This is a genomic window from Streptomyces pactum (genome assembly GCF_016031615.1).
Lineage (GTDB): Bacteria > Actinomycetota > Actinomycetes > Streptomycetales > Streptomycetaceae > Streptomyces > Streptomyces pactus.
Genome location: NZ_JACYXC010000001.1, coordinates 4,868,957 through 4,884,207, shown reverse-complemented (window position 1 = coordinate 4,884,207; position 15,251 = coordinate 4,868,957). Strand labels below are relative to the sequence as shown.

At 72.2% G+C, this 15,251-nt stretch carries 10 protein-coding genes; 4 read left to right on the top strand and 6 right to left on the bottom strand.

Going from position 1 to position 15,251, the window contains the following annotated elements; translation table 11 throughout:
* The first annotated feature begins 324 nt into the window (after positions 1–324).
* Positions 325–2,007 carry a fumarate hydratase gene (locus IHE55_RS19150; RefSeq protein WP_197990132.1) on the top strand — a complete coding sequence of 561 codons (1,683 nt, stop codon included), beginning with the start codon at positions 325–327 and terminating at the stop codon, positions 2,005–2,007.
* Positions 2,008–2,279: 272 nt separating this feature from the next.
* Here IHE55_RS19150 and IHE55_RS19145 read toward each other — a convergent pair whose 3' ends face one another.
* The 6 genes from IHE55_RS19145 to IHE55_RS19120 all read right to left on the bottom strand — a co-directional run bounded on the left by IHE55_RS19145 (position 2,280) and on the right by IHE55_RS19120 (position 11,425).
* Complete coding sequence (locus tag IHE55_RS19145) at positions 2,280–2,828, bottom strand: recombinase family protein (RefSeq protein ID WP_307826894.1); 549 nt, start codon at positions 2,826–2,828, stop codon at positions 2,280–2,282.
* Between the two features lie 386 nt (positions 2,829–3,214).
* On the bottom strand, positions 3,215–4,783 hold the full coding sequence (locus IHE55_RS19140; RefSeq protein WP_197990131.1) for a recombinase family protein: 1,569 nt from the start codon (positions 4,781–4,783) through the stop codon (positions 3,215–3,217).
* A gap of 115 nt (positions 4,784–4,898) precedes the next feature.
* A complete protein-coding gene (locus IHE55_RS19135; RefSeq protein WP_197990130.1) occupies positions 4,899–5,882 on the bottom strand; it encodes an ABC transporter substrate-binding protein in 984 nt (327 codons plus the stop codon).
* Positions 5,773–7,329, bottom strand: a complete 1,557-nt coding sequence (locus IHE55_RS19130; protein ID WP_307826738.1) for a serine/threonine-protein kinase — start codon at positions 7,327–7,329, stop codon at positions 5,773–5,775. The genes IHE55_RS19135 and IHE55_RS19130 overlap by 110 nt, the downstream gene beginning before the upstream one ends.
* 409 nt (positions 7,330–7,738) lie before the next feature.
* Positions 7,739–9,304 carry a S8 family peptidase gene (locus IHE55_RS19125; protein WP_197990129.1) on the bottom strand — a complete coding sequence of 522 codons (1,566 nt, stop codon included), beginning with the start codon at positions 9,302–9,304 and terminating at the stop codon, positions 7,739–7,741.
* Between the two features lie 576 nt (positions 9,305–9,880).
* The gene (locus tag IHE55_RS19120; RefSeq protein ID WP_197990128.1) at positions 9,881–11,425 is read right to left on the bottom strand and encodes a ricin-type beta-trefoil lectin domain protein; all 1,545 of its coding nucleotides are present in this window, start codon (positions 11,423–11,425) and stop codon (positions 9,881–9,883) included.
* 120 nt (positions 11,426–11,545) lie between these two features.
* On the opposite strand from IHE55_RS19120, the gene IHE55_RS19115 reads away from it, so the two are divergent.
* The 3 genes from IHE55_RS19115 (at position 11,546) to IHE55_RS19105 (ending at position 14,836) form a co-directional block, all read left to right on the top strand.
* Positions 11,546–12,955, top strand: a complete 1,410-nt coding sequence (locus IHE55_RS19115; RefSeq protein ID WP_232265626.1) for a class II fumarate hydratase — start codon at positions 11,546–11,548, stop codon at positions 12,953–12,955.
* A 337-nt stretch (positions 12,956–13,292) separates the two neighbouring features.
* Complete coding sequence (gene fomD / locus IHE55_RS19110; protein WP_197990127.1) at positions 13,293–13,985, top strand: cytidylyl-2-hydroxypropylphosphonate hydrolase; 693 nt, start codon at positions 13,293–13,295, stop codon at positions 13,983–13,985.
* A gap of 137 nt (positions 13,986–14,122) precedes the next feature.
* Positions 14,123–14,836, top strand: coding sequence for a class I SAM-dependent methyltransferase (locus IHE55_RS19105; RefSeq protein WP_197990126.1), 714 nt, complete (start codon positions 14,123–14,125; stop codon positions 14,834–14,836).
* The last annotated feature ends 415 nt before the right edge of the window (positions 14,837–15,251 follow it).

Genomic DNA, 15,251 nt, shown 5'->3' with positions numbered 1-15,251 from the left:
CCTCCGGCCACGCCCCGAGGCGCCCCGGGCCCCTGCCCGGAGGTGCCCCGTCGCATACCAGGGGCGTCGGCCGCGCCGCCGCACCCGTACCGCCGGACGTCACGCGCCCCCGCTCACACCCGCGCCGTCCCGGCCCCGGCCCGACTCCCGAACTCCAGCGCCTCCGCCCCCAGCCCCCGGCCCCCGGACTCCAGGCCCCTCGGCCACACGGCCGCCGGGGCAACTGAGTCTTACCTCACCCGCGCGGTCCGCGGTCCGCGTTCTACGCTGGTGGACGCTGTCATCGATGCCAGCACCCCGTCTGTTGAGTAAGGAATGGGCGAAATGCCGGAGTTCGCGTACACCGATCTGCTGCCCCTGGGCGAGGACACCACCCCGTACCGCCTGGTGACCTCCGAAGGCGTGAGCACCTTCGAGGCGGACGGCCGTACGTTCCTGAAGGTGGAGCCGGAGGCCCTGCGCAAGCTGGCCGCCGAGGCGATCCACGACATCCAGCACTACCTGCGCCCCGCGCACCTCGCGCAGCTCCGGAAGATCATCGACGACCCGGAGGCGTCGCCCAACGACAAGTTCGTCGCGCTGGACCTGCTGAAGAACGCCAACATCGCGGCGGCCGGGGTGCTCCCGATGTGCCAGGACACCGGTACCGCGATCGTGATGGGCAAGCGCGGCCAGAACGTGCTCACCTCCGGCCGCGACGAGGAAGCCCTCTCCCGGGGCGTCTACGACGCCTACACCGAGCTGAACCTGCGCTACTCGCAGATGGCGCCGCTGACCATGTGGGAGGAGAAGAACACCGGCTCCAACCTGCCCGCGCAGATCGAGCTGTACGCCACCGACGGCGACGCCTACAAGTTCCTCTTCATGGCCAAGGGCGGCGGCAGCGCCAACAAGTCCTTCCTCTACCAGGAGACGAAGGCGGTGCTCAACGAGGCGAGCATGATGAAGTTCCTGGAGGAGAAGATCCGCTCCCTGGGCACGGCCGCCTGCCCGCCGTACCACCTGGCCATCGTGGTCGGCGGCACCAGTGCCGAGTACGCGCTGAAGACCGCCAAGTACGCCTCCGCGCACTACCTGGACGAGCTGCCGGAGTCCGGCTCGCCGCTCGGCCACGGCTTCCGCGACAAGGAGCTGGAGGAGAAGGTCTTCGAGCTGACGCAGAAGATCGGCATCGGCGCGCAGTTCGGCGGCAAGTACTTCTGCCACGACGTGCGGGTGGTCCGCCTCCCCCGGCACGGCGCGTCCTGCCCGGTCGCCATCGCCGTCTCCTGCTCCGCCGACCGCCAGGCGGTCGCAAAGATCACCGCCGAGGGCGTCTTCCTGGAGCAGCTGGAGACCGACCCGGCGCGCTTCCTCCCCGACACCACCGACGAGGAGCTGACCCGGGGCGCCGGCCCGGACCTGGACGCGGTCCGCATCGACCTCAACCAGCCGATGGACGACATCCTGGCCGAGCTCACCAAGCACCCGGTCAAGACCCGTCTGTCGCTCACCGGCACCCTCGTCGTCGCCCGCGACATCGCCCACGCCAAGATCAAGGAACGGCTGGACGCGGGCGAGGAGATGCCGCAGTACCTCAAGGACCACCCGGTCTACTACGCCGGCCCGGCCAAGACCCCGGAGGGCTACGCCTCCGGCTCCTTCGGCCCCACCACGGCCGGCCGGATGGACTCCTACGTCGAGCAGTTCCAGGCCGCCGGCGGCTCGAAGATCATGCTCGCCAAGGGCAACCGCAGCAAGCAGGTCACCGACGCCTGCGCCGCCCACGGCGGCTTCTACCTCGGCTCGATCGGCGGCCCGGCCGCCCGGCTGGCCCAGGACTGCATCAAGAAGGTGGAGGTCCTGGAGTACGAGGAGCTGGGCATGGAGGCGGTCTGGAAGATCGAGGTGGAGGACTTCCCGGCGTTCATCGTGGTGGACGACAAGGGCAACGACTTCTTCACTTCACGGGAACCCGAGCAGCCGACGTTCACCAGCATCCCGGTGCGGGGCCCGGGCCTGTCCTGAGCCACCCCTAAGAGCCTCACGACCCCTCGGCGTCGCCGGGGGGTCTGCTGCTGTGCCCTGGGCAGCGCTATGAGCAGCCCGCTCCCGTGGCTTGAAGCGCACCCTTGACGCCAGCACGGCAGCATCGGGAGGGTCCGTGCGTAGAAGTCCGTGCAATCCGCGTAGCCCGGGAGGCTGCCGTGTCGCTACGGTTCATCGCCAAGGACCCGAACCAAGGGAACGACGAAACCCCGGCCCGAGAGCGCAGGGGTTCCTGTTGGGCGCTGCTGCGCCTACTCGGAGAGGTGGCGGTAAACGGTGGCCTGCCCGACACCGAGAGCCTTAGCGATCGCCCCGTAAGACTCACCAGCGGCCCGGCGAGCCTTGGCCGCCGCGATCATTTCTTCGGTCATGGCCTTGGGCCTCCCACTGGTGCGGCCCTGAGCCTTGGCCGCTTCCAAACCGGCACGGGTGCACTCCACGATCATGTCTCGCTCAATCTCGGCGAAGGCGACCATCATCGTGAAGAAGAACTTCCCCTCGCCCTTCGGCGAGTAGCTACCGGCGAGAGTGCCAGCGAGGATGCGCAGGGCGATGCCTCGGGCGTGCAGATCCTCGGCGATCGTCAGCACGTCCTTCGTGGACCGTCCAAGGCGGTCCAGCTTCCAGACGACGAACGTGTCGCCCTCGCGCATGTAGTCGAGTGCGGCCAGAAGGCCCGCGCGGTCGATGTTCTTACCCGAAGCCTTGTCTTCGAAGACTCGGGCACAGCCGGCCTCAGCCAGAGCGTCAGCCTGAAGCTGCGCATCCTGCGCCTTGGTGCTGACCCGCTTGTAGCCGATCAGGTGACCGGTGGCGGTGAAAACCCATTCCGAAACTCAAGGCTTCAGAGCAAGGTTCTGGAATGACTTTTGGAACGACCTGGGGCCCGAGAGTGGCCCCTTCGGCCACTGATCCACTAACCACCGTTTTCGAGACGGATCTACGGGTCCCCCACTGAGCGACGTGGGCGCATGTCCCCTCTTGGGGAGTCTGGCCCCCCGTCTCGGATGACCTGGTCTGGTTCGTTGTCGATCCCAGCTGATCTGGGCCTAGGTTGCAACCCGCCAGGTGTGGCGGAATCAAGGAAGAGCGTTCAAACGGTCAGGGGGCCGAGCGTGGGCATGGAAAGGCACCCGAAGCGTTTACACGCGACGGGGGCAAGGGTTGGGAGCGTGGGCGGCTCTACCTACTTCCGCTTATAAGCCATCTGCTTCGGCAGAATGTATTCTGCTTCCGGCTCGATCAACCAGTATCCCTCGGGAACTTGAAGCCCGGTTTCCTTGGCGATCTCGGCAAGCTCAGCCATCTTGCAGACGACTCGTCGGCTCCCGTCTTCCGTGGCCCCCACCGTCACAGTTATGCCGTGCCGTTGCAGGAACACACGCTTCTGTTCGTCATCCTTAGTCGTCCACTCTTCGGAGTAAGTCCGACCCGTCTCCTTCCAGGCCGGGGCATCCTCGGCAGTCTTGATTTCCTCTCTCAGGCGTTCAACCTTGGCCGACTGGAATTCGTGTTGCCCCCAGTAGCGTTCAACCTGAACGTCGGCCTTGAACCGTCCAGCTAGGTAATCGGCTTCCAGTCGGTCTAGCGTCGCTTCGGCCTCGGCAAGCTCGACCTTGGCCTGACTGATCGAATTACCGACCCGCTCCATAACCGGGAGCGGGCCGAGAGTGAACTTCACGAAAGTCCCAACCGCCATGTCTAGGTCATCGCGGCGAATGCGGCCAGGGTTTGAACACGTCCCGGTGTTAACGTTGTTGCAGGCGTAGTAGTGATGTACGCGGCCGTTCGGCTTCGTCTTCTTGTTGGACGACATTCGGGCGCCGCAACCCTGGCAGGTAGCCACACCGCCCAGCATCGACCGTGAAGGGGTGGACCGCCTAACCGGACGATCACTCTTGAGGGCGGCCACGAATTCTGACCACTCGGCGAAATCCATCAACGGATCATCAGTGATCCGAACGTTCTCGCCGTTTTCGTCTACGACGTTCTCGCCCTTGTACGTGTAGATGCCGGCCACCGTGGGATTCATAGCTATGGCGCGAATCGCGTTGGCAGTCCAGGCAACGCCCCTGGGATCTTCCCCCTTCACGATTCGAAGATGATCCCGCCAAGTGGGAACGCCACGCTTATTCAGATCAAGTGCGATCTTGTACGACGACCAGTCGCCCTTTAGTCGCTCGACAATCTCTCGGAACAGTTCCGCATACGTGTGGTCCTGAACGAGCTTTTTTCCGCCGCCTTCCTGCCGTTCGAAGCGGTACCCGTACGGCTCGACGCCACCGATCCAAACACCCTTGGCCTTGCGGGCGGCCGAGCCAGAAAGCGCGCGGGCGCGAATGGTGTCCAACTCACCTTCGGCAAAGGCGGCGATGATCTGAGCGAACATCTTGCCCATGGGGGTGGACATGTCGATGCCCTCGGTCACGGACACGATGGACTTCCCGTGCCCCTGGCACCACTCGAAGACCTCGGCGAAGTGGCCGGCCTTCCTACTGAGGCGGTCGAGCTTCCAGACGGCCAACACGTCCCACTCGTCGGCCCACTCGTTGAACCAAGGACCGAGGCCCGGTCGCTTGAAGGGGTGCATCGCACCGGACACGTCCAGGTCTTCCGCCCAGCCCGCAATGCGACCGTCCACGGCGGGGCCAGCAGTCCAGTGCTCTACGGCCTGCCGCTGCTTCTCGGGACTGGTGGTGTCGTCCTTGAGGATGGACAGGCGGACAGCTCCCAGGACCCTCGGATGCTTGATCATGGCGGCGATCGTACGAGGGTCAACGCAAGATGAACAAGTTGAACGAATTCTTCACCGACCCGGCCCCGGCCCAGCCGTTCGTCACCAGCATCCCGGCGCGCCCGGGCACGCGTGGCTACCGGCCTCCGTTGACGGTCGCCTTCTCCAGGGCGCCGTCCTCGACCGCCCATCTCCTCAGGACGCGGGCGTACTCGCCGTTCGCGATCAGGCGGTCGAGGGCGGCCGCCACCGCGTCGCGCAGCGCCGTCTCCGCCTTGGCCACGGCGATGCCGTAGGTGAGGCGTTCGACCTGGTCGCCGACGATCTCCAGGGCGGTGCCGCCCGAGCGGGTGGCGGCGGCGTGGGCGGCGACCGGGAATTCGCCGAGGCAGGCCGAGGACCGGCCCGCGGCGACGTCGCCGTACGCCTCCGCCGTGGTGTCCGTCTCGCGGATCGTCACCTTCTTCGAGCGGCGCCGGTTCAGCCGGTCCAGGTAGTCGTGGGCGACCGTGCCGCGCTGGACGGTGACGGTCCTGCCGGACAGGTCCTCCGGACCACCGACGCCCTCCGGGTTGCCCTTGCGGACGACGACCGCGAGCCCGGCGCTGAAGTAGTCCACGAAATCGACGCCGGCGCCGGTCCTGACCCCGTCCACACGGCCTTCCCGACGCTCCTGGGTGTCGGCCATCGCCGACATCACCAGGTCGTGGCGGCCCGCGGCGAGGCCGGCGAGGAGGCTGTCGAAGACGCTGTTCCGGAACTCGACGCGTATGCCCAGCTCACGGCCGAGCGCCTTCCCCAGGTCGATGTCCACGCCGGCGACCTCGCCGCCCCGGCGGAACTCCATCGGCGGGTAGGTGAGGTCCGAGCCGATGGTGAGGACGCCCCTGTCGCGTATCTCCTTCGGCAGCGCCTCGGACGGTGTGGCGGCGTGCGTGGGCGTCCGGCTCGGTGCGGGGTCGGTGGCGGGCTGCCGGTTGCCGCCGGGCTTGTCCCCGGCCGTCGAACCGTCACCGCCGCCTTCCCTGTCGCCACTGCCGCCTGCCCCGTCCGGCCACAGCGTCCAGGCCAGCGCGCCGCCACCGGCCACCAGCCCGGCGGCCGAGAGCGCCGCGATCACCCTGCGCCGGCCCGGTCCCGGGGACGCGGCCCCCGCCGGAGAGTGCGCGGGAGACGCGGAGGAGTGCCCGGGGAGCGCGGGGGTGACGTCGTACGGAGGGTCGTACGACGGGCCCGGACCGTCCTGCGGCGGGGCGGAGGGACCGGGTACGCCGTGCCCGTGGGGGCGGGGGACGGGTCCATACGGCGGTGGGACCGGGCCAGGGCGCCGTACCCCGGTGGCGGGGCGGCCGGTCCGGGACCGCCGTGCTCCTCGGGCGGGCGGCCGGGACCGGCGGGCGGGCTGGCGGGTCCGGCGCCGTACGGAGCCGGGGGTGGCGGCGCCGTACGGCCCGGGCGCGGGGGCGGGCGGCGGCCCGAGCGCGGGGACGGGTGGTGTCCCGGGCGCGGGGGGCGGGCGGCGTCGGGTGGGGCTGGGCGGGAACCGTCGGCGGCGGGCCGAAGTCGGTACCGGCCGGCCCTTCCCCCTCGGCCGTCCCCGCCGCCCCGCCCGTCCCGCGCGCCCCGTCCGGCCGGCCGACCGGACCGGCGGCCCTGGCCGGCGGGGTGTCCGGGGTGTCCGGAACCCTCGGGTCGCCCAGCCACGCGGACAGCCGGCCCAGTTGTGCCGCGACGGGCTCCGGCAGCCAGTCCCCGTACGGGCCCGGTGTGCCCACCCGCGCCATGAGGGCGGCCACGGTGGGCCGCCGCTCCGGTTCCTTCGCCAGGCAGGCCCCGGCCAGCTCCCGGAGAGAAGCCGGGACCCCGTCGAGCTGCGGCTCCTCGTGCACCGTGCGGTACATCAGGACCTGCGGTTCGGTGCTTCCGAACGGTCCGCTGCCGGTGGCCGCGAACACGATCACCCCGCCGAGCGCGAACACGTCCGCCGCGCCGGTGACCCGGGGGCGGTTCATGGCGAGCTGCTCGGGCGCCATGAATCCCGGGGTGCCGAGGGCGGTACCGGTCACGGTGAGCGCGGTGTCCGCGGTGGAGTGCGCGATGCCGAAGTCGATGACGCGCGGGCCGTCGGCGGTGAGCAGGATGTTCGACGGCTTGAGGTCGCGGTGGACCAGGCCGTGGGCGTGCACCGCGGCGAGGGCGTGCAGCAGCCCGGCGGTCAGCATCCGCAGCGCGGGGTCGGGCAGCGGCCCGCCGTCCCGCACCGCGACGGTCAGCGAGACGCCCGGTACGTACGCGGTCGCCATCCAGGGGATGTCGTCGTGCGGCGCGGCGTCGACCACCGGGGCCACGAACGGCCCCGCCACCCGCCGGGCGGCGGCCACCTCACGGGCGAACCGGGCCCGGAAGCCGTCGTCGTCGGCGAGTTCGGCGCGTGCGGTCTTCACCGCCACGGTCCGCCCGTCCGCCGCGCGGCCGAGATAGACCCGGCCCATGCCGCCGCCCCCGAGCAGGCCGATGATCCGGAACGGCCCGATCTCCCGTGGATCGTCCTTCGCCAGCGGTCGCACCCGATTCCCCCAGCCGTGCGGGCAGTTGTGCACGGAAGTATCCCGTACCGGCCCCGCCGTGCCTGATCCGGCCGCTCGCCCGGGCACGTTCCCGGGCCCGGCCCGGGGGCCCGGCCCTGCCCTGCTGGTCCGGCGGGCGGTGGCCAGCCGGCGGGCGCCGGACGCCGGGTATCGGCGTGCCGGATGCCCGGGTGCCAGGTGCCGGGTGGGACGCCGCGCCCCGGGGGGTGCGGCACGAGAGGTCGCGCACCCCCCGGGCGCCACGCGGCGGTGCGTGCCCCATCGGCGGCCTCGGGGTGGGCGGCGGGCGGGTCCGTGCATCCCTCGGGGCCGCCACGATCGGCAGGGTGAAGGAACGTGTCCGGGCGGGACCGGTGGGGTCCCGCCCGGACGGACGGGGCGGCTCCGGTCAGCGGACCGCGTCGAGCGCGTTGACGATGCCGTGACCGTAGAAGCCGTTGCGCTGCTTCGGGCCTTCGCACACCGCGTCCACGACCCCGTCACCGTTGCCGTCGTAGCTCTCCGGGCAGGCCCGCTCGTCGGCCTGTCCGCGCAGCAGCGCCTCGATCAGCGCCGGGCTCGCGCCGGGGTGGCGGGACTTCAGCAGGGCGGCCACGCCCGAGACGTGCGGGGCGGCCATCGAGGTGCCCTGCATGTAGCCGTAGCCGCCGCCGGGCAGGGTGGAGAGCACCCGGCCGTTGGCGTCCGGGGTGTCCGGCACCTGGCGGGCGTCACCGCCGGGGGCCGAGACGTCGATGACGCCGTGGCCGTAGTTGGAGTAGGCCGCCTTCTTCCCGGTCACGCCGACGGAGGAGACCGTCACCACGCCCGGCAGCATCTCGGGGGCGATGGGGCACTTCGCCGGGTCGACGGTCCGGTCCGCGGGGGTGGAGTCGTCGGGGCTGGAGGGGTCGGTCACCTGGTCGGCGGCGAGGTCGGTGTTGGTGTTGTGGGCGCTGGCGACGTTCACCACGCCCTTGCCCCGGGCGTAGCGGATGGCCCGGCTGATGGACTCGACCAGCGCCTTCTGGTCGTCGTCGGAGAGGCAGTTGAAGTACCAGGGGTCGGAGTAGTAGCTGTTGTTGGTGATGTCGATGTCGTGCTCGGCCGCCCAGACGAAGGCGCAGACCACCGACTCGGTGTAGAAGAGGTCGGTGGTGGGGTCGGACACCTTGATGGCGGCGAGCCGCACGCCGGGTGCCACGCCCGCCACCCCGGTGCCGTTGCGGGCGGCGGCGATGGTGCCGGCCACGTGGGTGCCGTGCGCGCTGTCCGGGGAGTACGGACGCCAGGCACCCGGCGAGGTGTCGGGCTTGCCGCCCACGCAGTTGGCGGACTGCCCGGCGGAGAAGTTGGGCGCGATGTCGGGGTGGGTGTCGTCCACGCCGGTGTCGATGACGCCGACGGTGACCCGGCGGCTGCCGTCGTCCACGGCGTTGGCCCGGTCGGCGCCGATCATCCGCATGTCCCACTGGTTGGGTTCCAGCGGCTCCTGGCCGGGCCGTGCGGCGGCGGCGCTGCGGGCGGCGGCGGCCGGGCTCAGTCGCTGGAGTTCGCCGACGTCGGCGGTGGCGGAGGGGGTGAGCGGGGTGGTGCGGGTGGCGCCGACGCTGTGGACGCCGCGCACCGCGCGTATCCGCCCGGCGAAGCCCGGCTCGGCCGAGTGCGCCACGATCACGCCGATCCGGTCGTAGGCGACCACCACCCGTCCGCCGGCCTCGGTGACGGCCCGCTGGACCGCGGCGGAGTTGCCCGGGCGCAGGTTGACGACGTAGCTCATCGTTCCGGCGCCGTCGGTGGCGGTGGTGCCGGCCGTGCCCGCCCCGGCCGCGGTGGCGGTGACGTTGGGCAGCACGGCGAGCGAGGTGGCGGCCGTGAGCGCGAGGGCGGCGGCGAGCCACCGGCGCGGACGCGCTCCGGCGGCGGACGCCGGCCGGGCGGCGGCGGGGGTGCGTCGGGAACCGGGCTGGGCCATGGTGCGGGGACTCCACTTCGTCGGGGATCGGTGCCGGGGATACGGCGCCGATACGGGCGGGCTGCCGCCCGGGTACGGGCCGGGAGGCGTCCAAGGGGCGTGCGGGACGGGGGCGGTCCGGGCACGGCGGTGCCGGCCGCGCGGAGCGTGACCGTGGGTCAGGCCGAAGCTAACCCCCACCGTCGCGTGGCAGCAATGGCGAGGACGGGGAAAACCGAACATTCGGCCGGGCGCCCTGTCACCGCGGTGGTGAACAGGACGCCCGGCCGGACGGCACACCCGAGCGGCACCGGGAGGAGCCGCCGCGCGCGGGACGGCCCGGTCCGGCCGCCACCGCGCCCCGGAGCGGTTCGGGTCAGCCGCCGTGCGTCCCGGAGCCGCCCCGGTCAACCGCCACGCGCCCCGGAGCCGCCCCGGTCGGCCGCCACGCGCCCCCGGGCGGTCCGGGGAGGAGTCACCGAGGGCCGCGGCGGCCCGGGGCCGCCCCGAGGAGCGGGGACGGGACCTCCAGGAGCCCGGAGCGGCCCCGTGGCCCGGCGGCCGCTCCGGTCAGGTCCCGGGTCGGTCGGCCCCGGGTCAGGCGAAGCGCTGCCGTGCCGTGCCGTCGCAGGGCTGCAGCCGGACCGGGTCCTTCGCCGAGGCGAGCGTCAGGCACAGGTTCTGCGCCGCCGTGGGACGGAGGGTCGCCCCGGAGCGGGTGAACTTCTGGTGGGTGCCGCCGTGGCAGTCCCACAGCACCAGCGCGGTGCCGCCGGTGTACCTGCCCTCGGGCACGTCCAGGCAGCGGTCCTGGCTGAGCGCGGTGTGCACCGAGCCGCGGGCGGCGTCGTACCACCACTGCTGGTTGCGGCCGTCGTGGCAGTCCCAGCCGCCGACCGCGGTGCCGTTGCGGCTGGCGCCGCCGGTGGCGTCCAGGCAGCTGCCGGTGGCCTCGTTCCGCAGCGGCTGGAACACGTCGTCCCAGGCGAGCGGGAAGAGCACCGGCCGGCCGCCGGAGTTGACGTCGGCGCAGCTCGCCTCACGCAGGCCGGAGTTGTACAGCTGGGTGAGGCAGGACGCGAACGCGCCGTGGCCGGCGATGTTGGGGTGGAAGGACTGCCGGACGGAGTTGGCGTCCGGCGGGAAGGGGTTGCTCAGTTCCACGTGCAGGCCGCGGGCCCAGGTGCGGTCGGCGCACACCTCGTGGCCGTGGAAGAGGCGGGAGTTGTCCAGGTAGACCGCGCCGGTGTTCCGGGCGGCCTGCCGCATGCCGCGTTCGAAGGCCGGCACGGCGGCGTTCCGGGCCCAGGCGGCGTCGGCCTTGTAGCCGGTGCAGCCGCCGGGGATCTGGCCGGGGAAGTCCGGGTTGTCCTCGAAGTCCGGGCCCAGCGGACCGGGGTAGCCCATCACCACGAGCTTGTAGTCGGCGTCGGCGTACCCGGCGTCGCGCATCACCGTGCGCAGGTCCCGCACGGTGGCCTCGACCTTGGGCACCAGCCCGTCCACCCGGGTCTGCCAGCCGGGGGCGTACTTCGGTTCGCAGGCGCCCTGGAGGGTGAACCAGCGGGTCACGCAGTCGGTGATGACCGGGCCGAACTCCAGGTCGTCGTTGGCGCCCGCGACCAGCAGCACCATCTTGATCCTGGTGTTGCGGGCCTTGACGGCGAGGTTGTCGCTCTGCACGAGTTCGTCGGCGTACTGCTTGCTGCCGCCGATCCGGATGTTCCCGGTGTACGCGCCCGAGCAGGCCACGTTGTAGGTCACGTCGGCGGCGATGCCGGTGCGGTGGATGGCCGCGTCCGGCGAGCGGTGGCACCAGTTGTCCGGGCCGTCGGTGCCCGGCTCGTAGGTGCCGGTGCCCTCTCCGGAGATCTCGCTGTCGCCCAGCGAGATCAGCGAGGTCTGGCGCTGGTCGGGCGGGCGTACCGCCGGGTCGCCGTAGAGCCGGACGGCCTCCGCGGCGCGGATCTGCTCCAGCTCCGGCGGGAGGGGGACGGCGGTCGCGGCCGGGGCGCCCCGTGAACCGGGGCCCGGGGCGTCGGCGGTGGCGGCGGGACCGGCGGTGAGCACGCCGGCGAAGGCGGTCGCGCAGGCCGCGACGGCCACCAGGGTGGAGCGCACACGCTGTCTTCTGCGATGCATGGTGCCTTCCCGGGGGTCGGTGTCGTCCCGGGTATTTACTGGCAGGTAGCGCGGGTTGGGAACACACCGAACAAGACAATCGCTCAACTTTCACGACTTTCACTGCGGAGGCAGACCACCATGACCGATCCGATCGACGGGCAGGACACCGGAATGCGGGTCGAGCACGACTCGATGGGCGAGGTGCTGGTGCCCGCGGACGCCAAGTGGCGGGCCCAGACCCAGCGGGCGGTGGAGAACTTCCCGGTCAGCGGGCAGCGGCTGGAGCGGGCCCACATCGCGGCGCTCGGGCGGATCAAGGCCGCGGCGGCGACGGTCAACGCCGGCCTGGGCGTGCTCGACCAGGAGATCGCCGACGCCGTCGCCGCCGCGGCGGCCGAGGTCGTCGAGGGCCGGTGGGACGACCACTTCCCGGTGGACGTCTTCCAGACCGGTTCGGGCACCTCGTCCAACATGAACACCAACGAGGTCATCGCCACCCTCGCCACCGAGCGGCTCGGCCGCGCCGTGCACCCCAACGACCACGTCAACGCCAGCCAGTCCTCCAACGACGTCTTCCCGTCCTCGGTCCACATCGCCGCCACCGCCGCCGTCACCGGTGACCTGATCCCCGCGCTGGAGCACCTGGCGGCGGCGCTGGAGCGGAAATCGGCCGAGTTCGCCGAGGTGGTGAAGGCCGGCCGGACCCATCTGATGGACGCCACCCCGGTCACCCTGGGCCAGGAGTTCGGCGGTTACGCGGCGCAGGTCCGGTACGGCGTGGAGCGGCTGCGCGCCGCCCTCCCCCGGCTCGCCGAACTGCCGCTGGGCGGCACCGCCGTGGGCACCGGCATCAACACCCCGCCCGGGTTCTCCGCCGCCGTGATCGCCGAGGTGGCCCGGGTGACCGGGCTGCCGCTGACCGAGGCCCGGGACCACTTCGAGGCGCAGGGTGCCCGGGACGCGCTGGTGGAGACCTCCGGCCAGTTGCGGACCATCGCGGTGGGCCTCACCAAGATTTGCAACGATCTGCGCTGGATGTCCTCCGGCCCGCGCACCGGACTGGCCGAGATCGCCCTGCCCGACCTCCAGCCGGGTTCGTCGATCATGCCGGGCAAGGTGAACCCGGTGGTGCCGGAGGCGGTGCTGATGGTCGCCGCCCAGGTCGTCGGGAACGACGCGACCATCGCCTGGGCCGGCGCCTCGGGGAACTTCGAGCTCAACGTGATGATGCCGGTGATGGCGAAGAACCTGCTGGAGTCGGTCCGGCTGCTGTCCAACGCCGCCCGGCTGCTGGCCGACCGGACGGTGGACGGGATCACCGCGAACGGGGAGCGGGCCCGCGAGTACGCCGAGTCCTCGCCCTCGGTGGTGACCCCGCTCAACCGGTACATCGGCTACGAGGAGGCGGCCCGGGTGGCGAAGCGGTCGCTGGCGGAGCGGAAGACCATCCGCGAGGTGGTGCTGGAGTCGGGGTACGTGGAGCGGGGCCTGCTCACCACCGAGCAGTTGGACGAGGCGCTGGACGTGCTGCGGATGACGCACCCCTGAGCGGGCGCGCCCGGAAGCCGGGCACGCCGGGGAGCCGGGCACGTCCGGAACCCGGGCGGGGCGGCCCCTGAGGGCCGGAGCGCGGCGGGGAGCCGGGCGGGCAGCCCTGACGGACCGCCCGGCCGGGGCGCGGCCCGCTCCCCTGGTGCCCCCTGACGCCCCCGCCCGGAGCCTCCCGTCCTCCCGGCAGCCGCTGACCGGGGCCGGGCCACAGGACCGCCGGGCCGCCGGGCCGCACCCGCGCGGCACCGGTGCCGGCCGGCGGCACAGCGGTTGCGGCACAGCGGTGCGGTACATGTCACGGCGGGGCGCCCCGGCCCCCACCTAAGATCTGCGCATGACAGCGGATACGGCCCGGGCGACGGGCACCACGGGTGGCGGTACGGCTCGCTGGGCGCCGGGCGACCACATACTGTGGCGCTACCGGGGCAACGCCACCGACCGTATCCACATCTGCCGTCCGGTCACCGTCGTCCAGGACTCCCCCGAGCTGCTGGCCGTGTGGCTGGCGCCGGGCACCACGTGCGTGCGGCCGCAGCTGCTGGACGGCACGCCGGTGCACCGCGAGCCGCTGGCCACCCGCTACACCAGGCCCCGCAGGCCGGCCCGGTGCGAGTGGCTGGGCACCGGGGTGCTCAAGCTGGCCCGCCCGGCGGAGCCCTGGTCGGTGTGGCTGTTCTGGGAGCCGGGCTGGACGTTCAAGAACTGGTACGTGAACCTGGAGGAACCGCTGCGGCGGTGGAGCGGCGGGGTGGACTCCGAGGACCACTTCCTGGACATCGCGGTGTACCGGGACCGCACCTGGGAGTGGAAGGACGAGGACGAGTTCGCGCAGGCCCAGCGCGCCGGGCTGATGAGCTCCGAGCAGGCGGAACGGGTCCGGGCCGCGGGCGACGCCGCCGTGGAGCTGATCTCGGCGTGGAGGACGCCCTTCCCGGACGGCTGGGAGCACTGGCGGCCGGATCCGTCCTGGACGGTACCGCCGCTGCCCGCGGACTGGGATCGTATGTCGGTGCACTCGGGGCCCTGAACCTCTTGCTGTGCCCCTGTGTTCCAAACGTAGGATCGTCGTCCGGAAACGTGGGCGGGCCGGAAATGAGACACCGGCGCAACGCGCGGTCGACACGGACAAGTTGACGCGCGGTCACAGGAGGGGCGGGACGGAACGTGAGCGGTGACGGCGAGGGCGGCTACCAGGGGTATCAGGGGCTCGACCGGCTGGCCCTGGACCGGATCGGCCAGGCGGAGGCGTTCGACGCCATCGGGGACCGCTACGACGAGGCGTTCCCGCACAAGGACGGGCAGCTGGCCAGCGGCGGCTGGCTGGCCTCCGCCCTGCCGGCAGGGTCCCGGGTGCTGGACGTGGGCTGCGGCACCGGTGAGCCGACGGCGCGTCAGCTGGCGGAGGCCGGGCACCGGGTGGTCGGCATCGACATCTCCCCGGGGATGCTGAAGATCGCCCGGGACAACGTCCCCGACGCCGAGTTCCACCGCATGGATCTGGCCGATCTGCGGCCCGGCGGCTCCCGCGGTCCCGGCTCGCCCGGCCATCTGGGAACCTTCGACGGCGTGGTGGCGTTCTTCTCCCTGCTGATGCTGCCCCGGGCGGAGATCCCGCACGCGCTGCGCACCCTGTGGGGGCTGCTGAGGCCGGAGGGGCTGATGGTGCTGTCCATGGTCGAGGCCGACGTGGACGACTTCACGATCCCGTTCCTGGGCAACACGATCCGGGTATCCGGTTACCTGCGGGACGAATTGCGCCAGGTCGTGGGCGACGCCGGCTTCGAGGTGATCGCGGAGGAGTCACACGCGTACGCCCCCGCCAGCACGGACGTACCACCCGAGATCCAGCTCTTCCTGCACTGCCGGCGACGTGCCTGACAGACGTGCCTGACCCCCGGTGCGCCTGACCGAGTACGGCGCACGGCCCCGGACGGACGGAAACCCACGCGTGACGGAGCACCCCACCTCCCCAGAGAAACGGCAGGCCGAGGCACCTGCCGCGGTCTCGCGCGCCCAGCGGGCCCCGGACGCCGGTGACGCCGACGAGGGCACGTCCCGGCCGGAGCCGCACGGCCTGGCCCGGCCCGCCCCGGCGGACGGCCACGGGGAGGCCGGCGGGCGGGGCGACGGCACCCACGCGGCCGGCCGGCCCGGAGCGGTCGGAGGCGTGCCGCCCGGTCCGGGGTCCGGCGGGCCGGCACGGCAGCGGTGGGACGCGGCCGGCCGGCCCGGTCCGGCGGCCCCGCCCGGCCCGGGACCGGCCGGCTCCGGACCGCACCACCCGGCGGCCGGC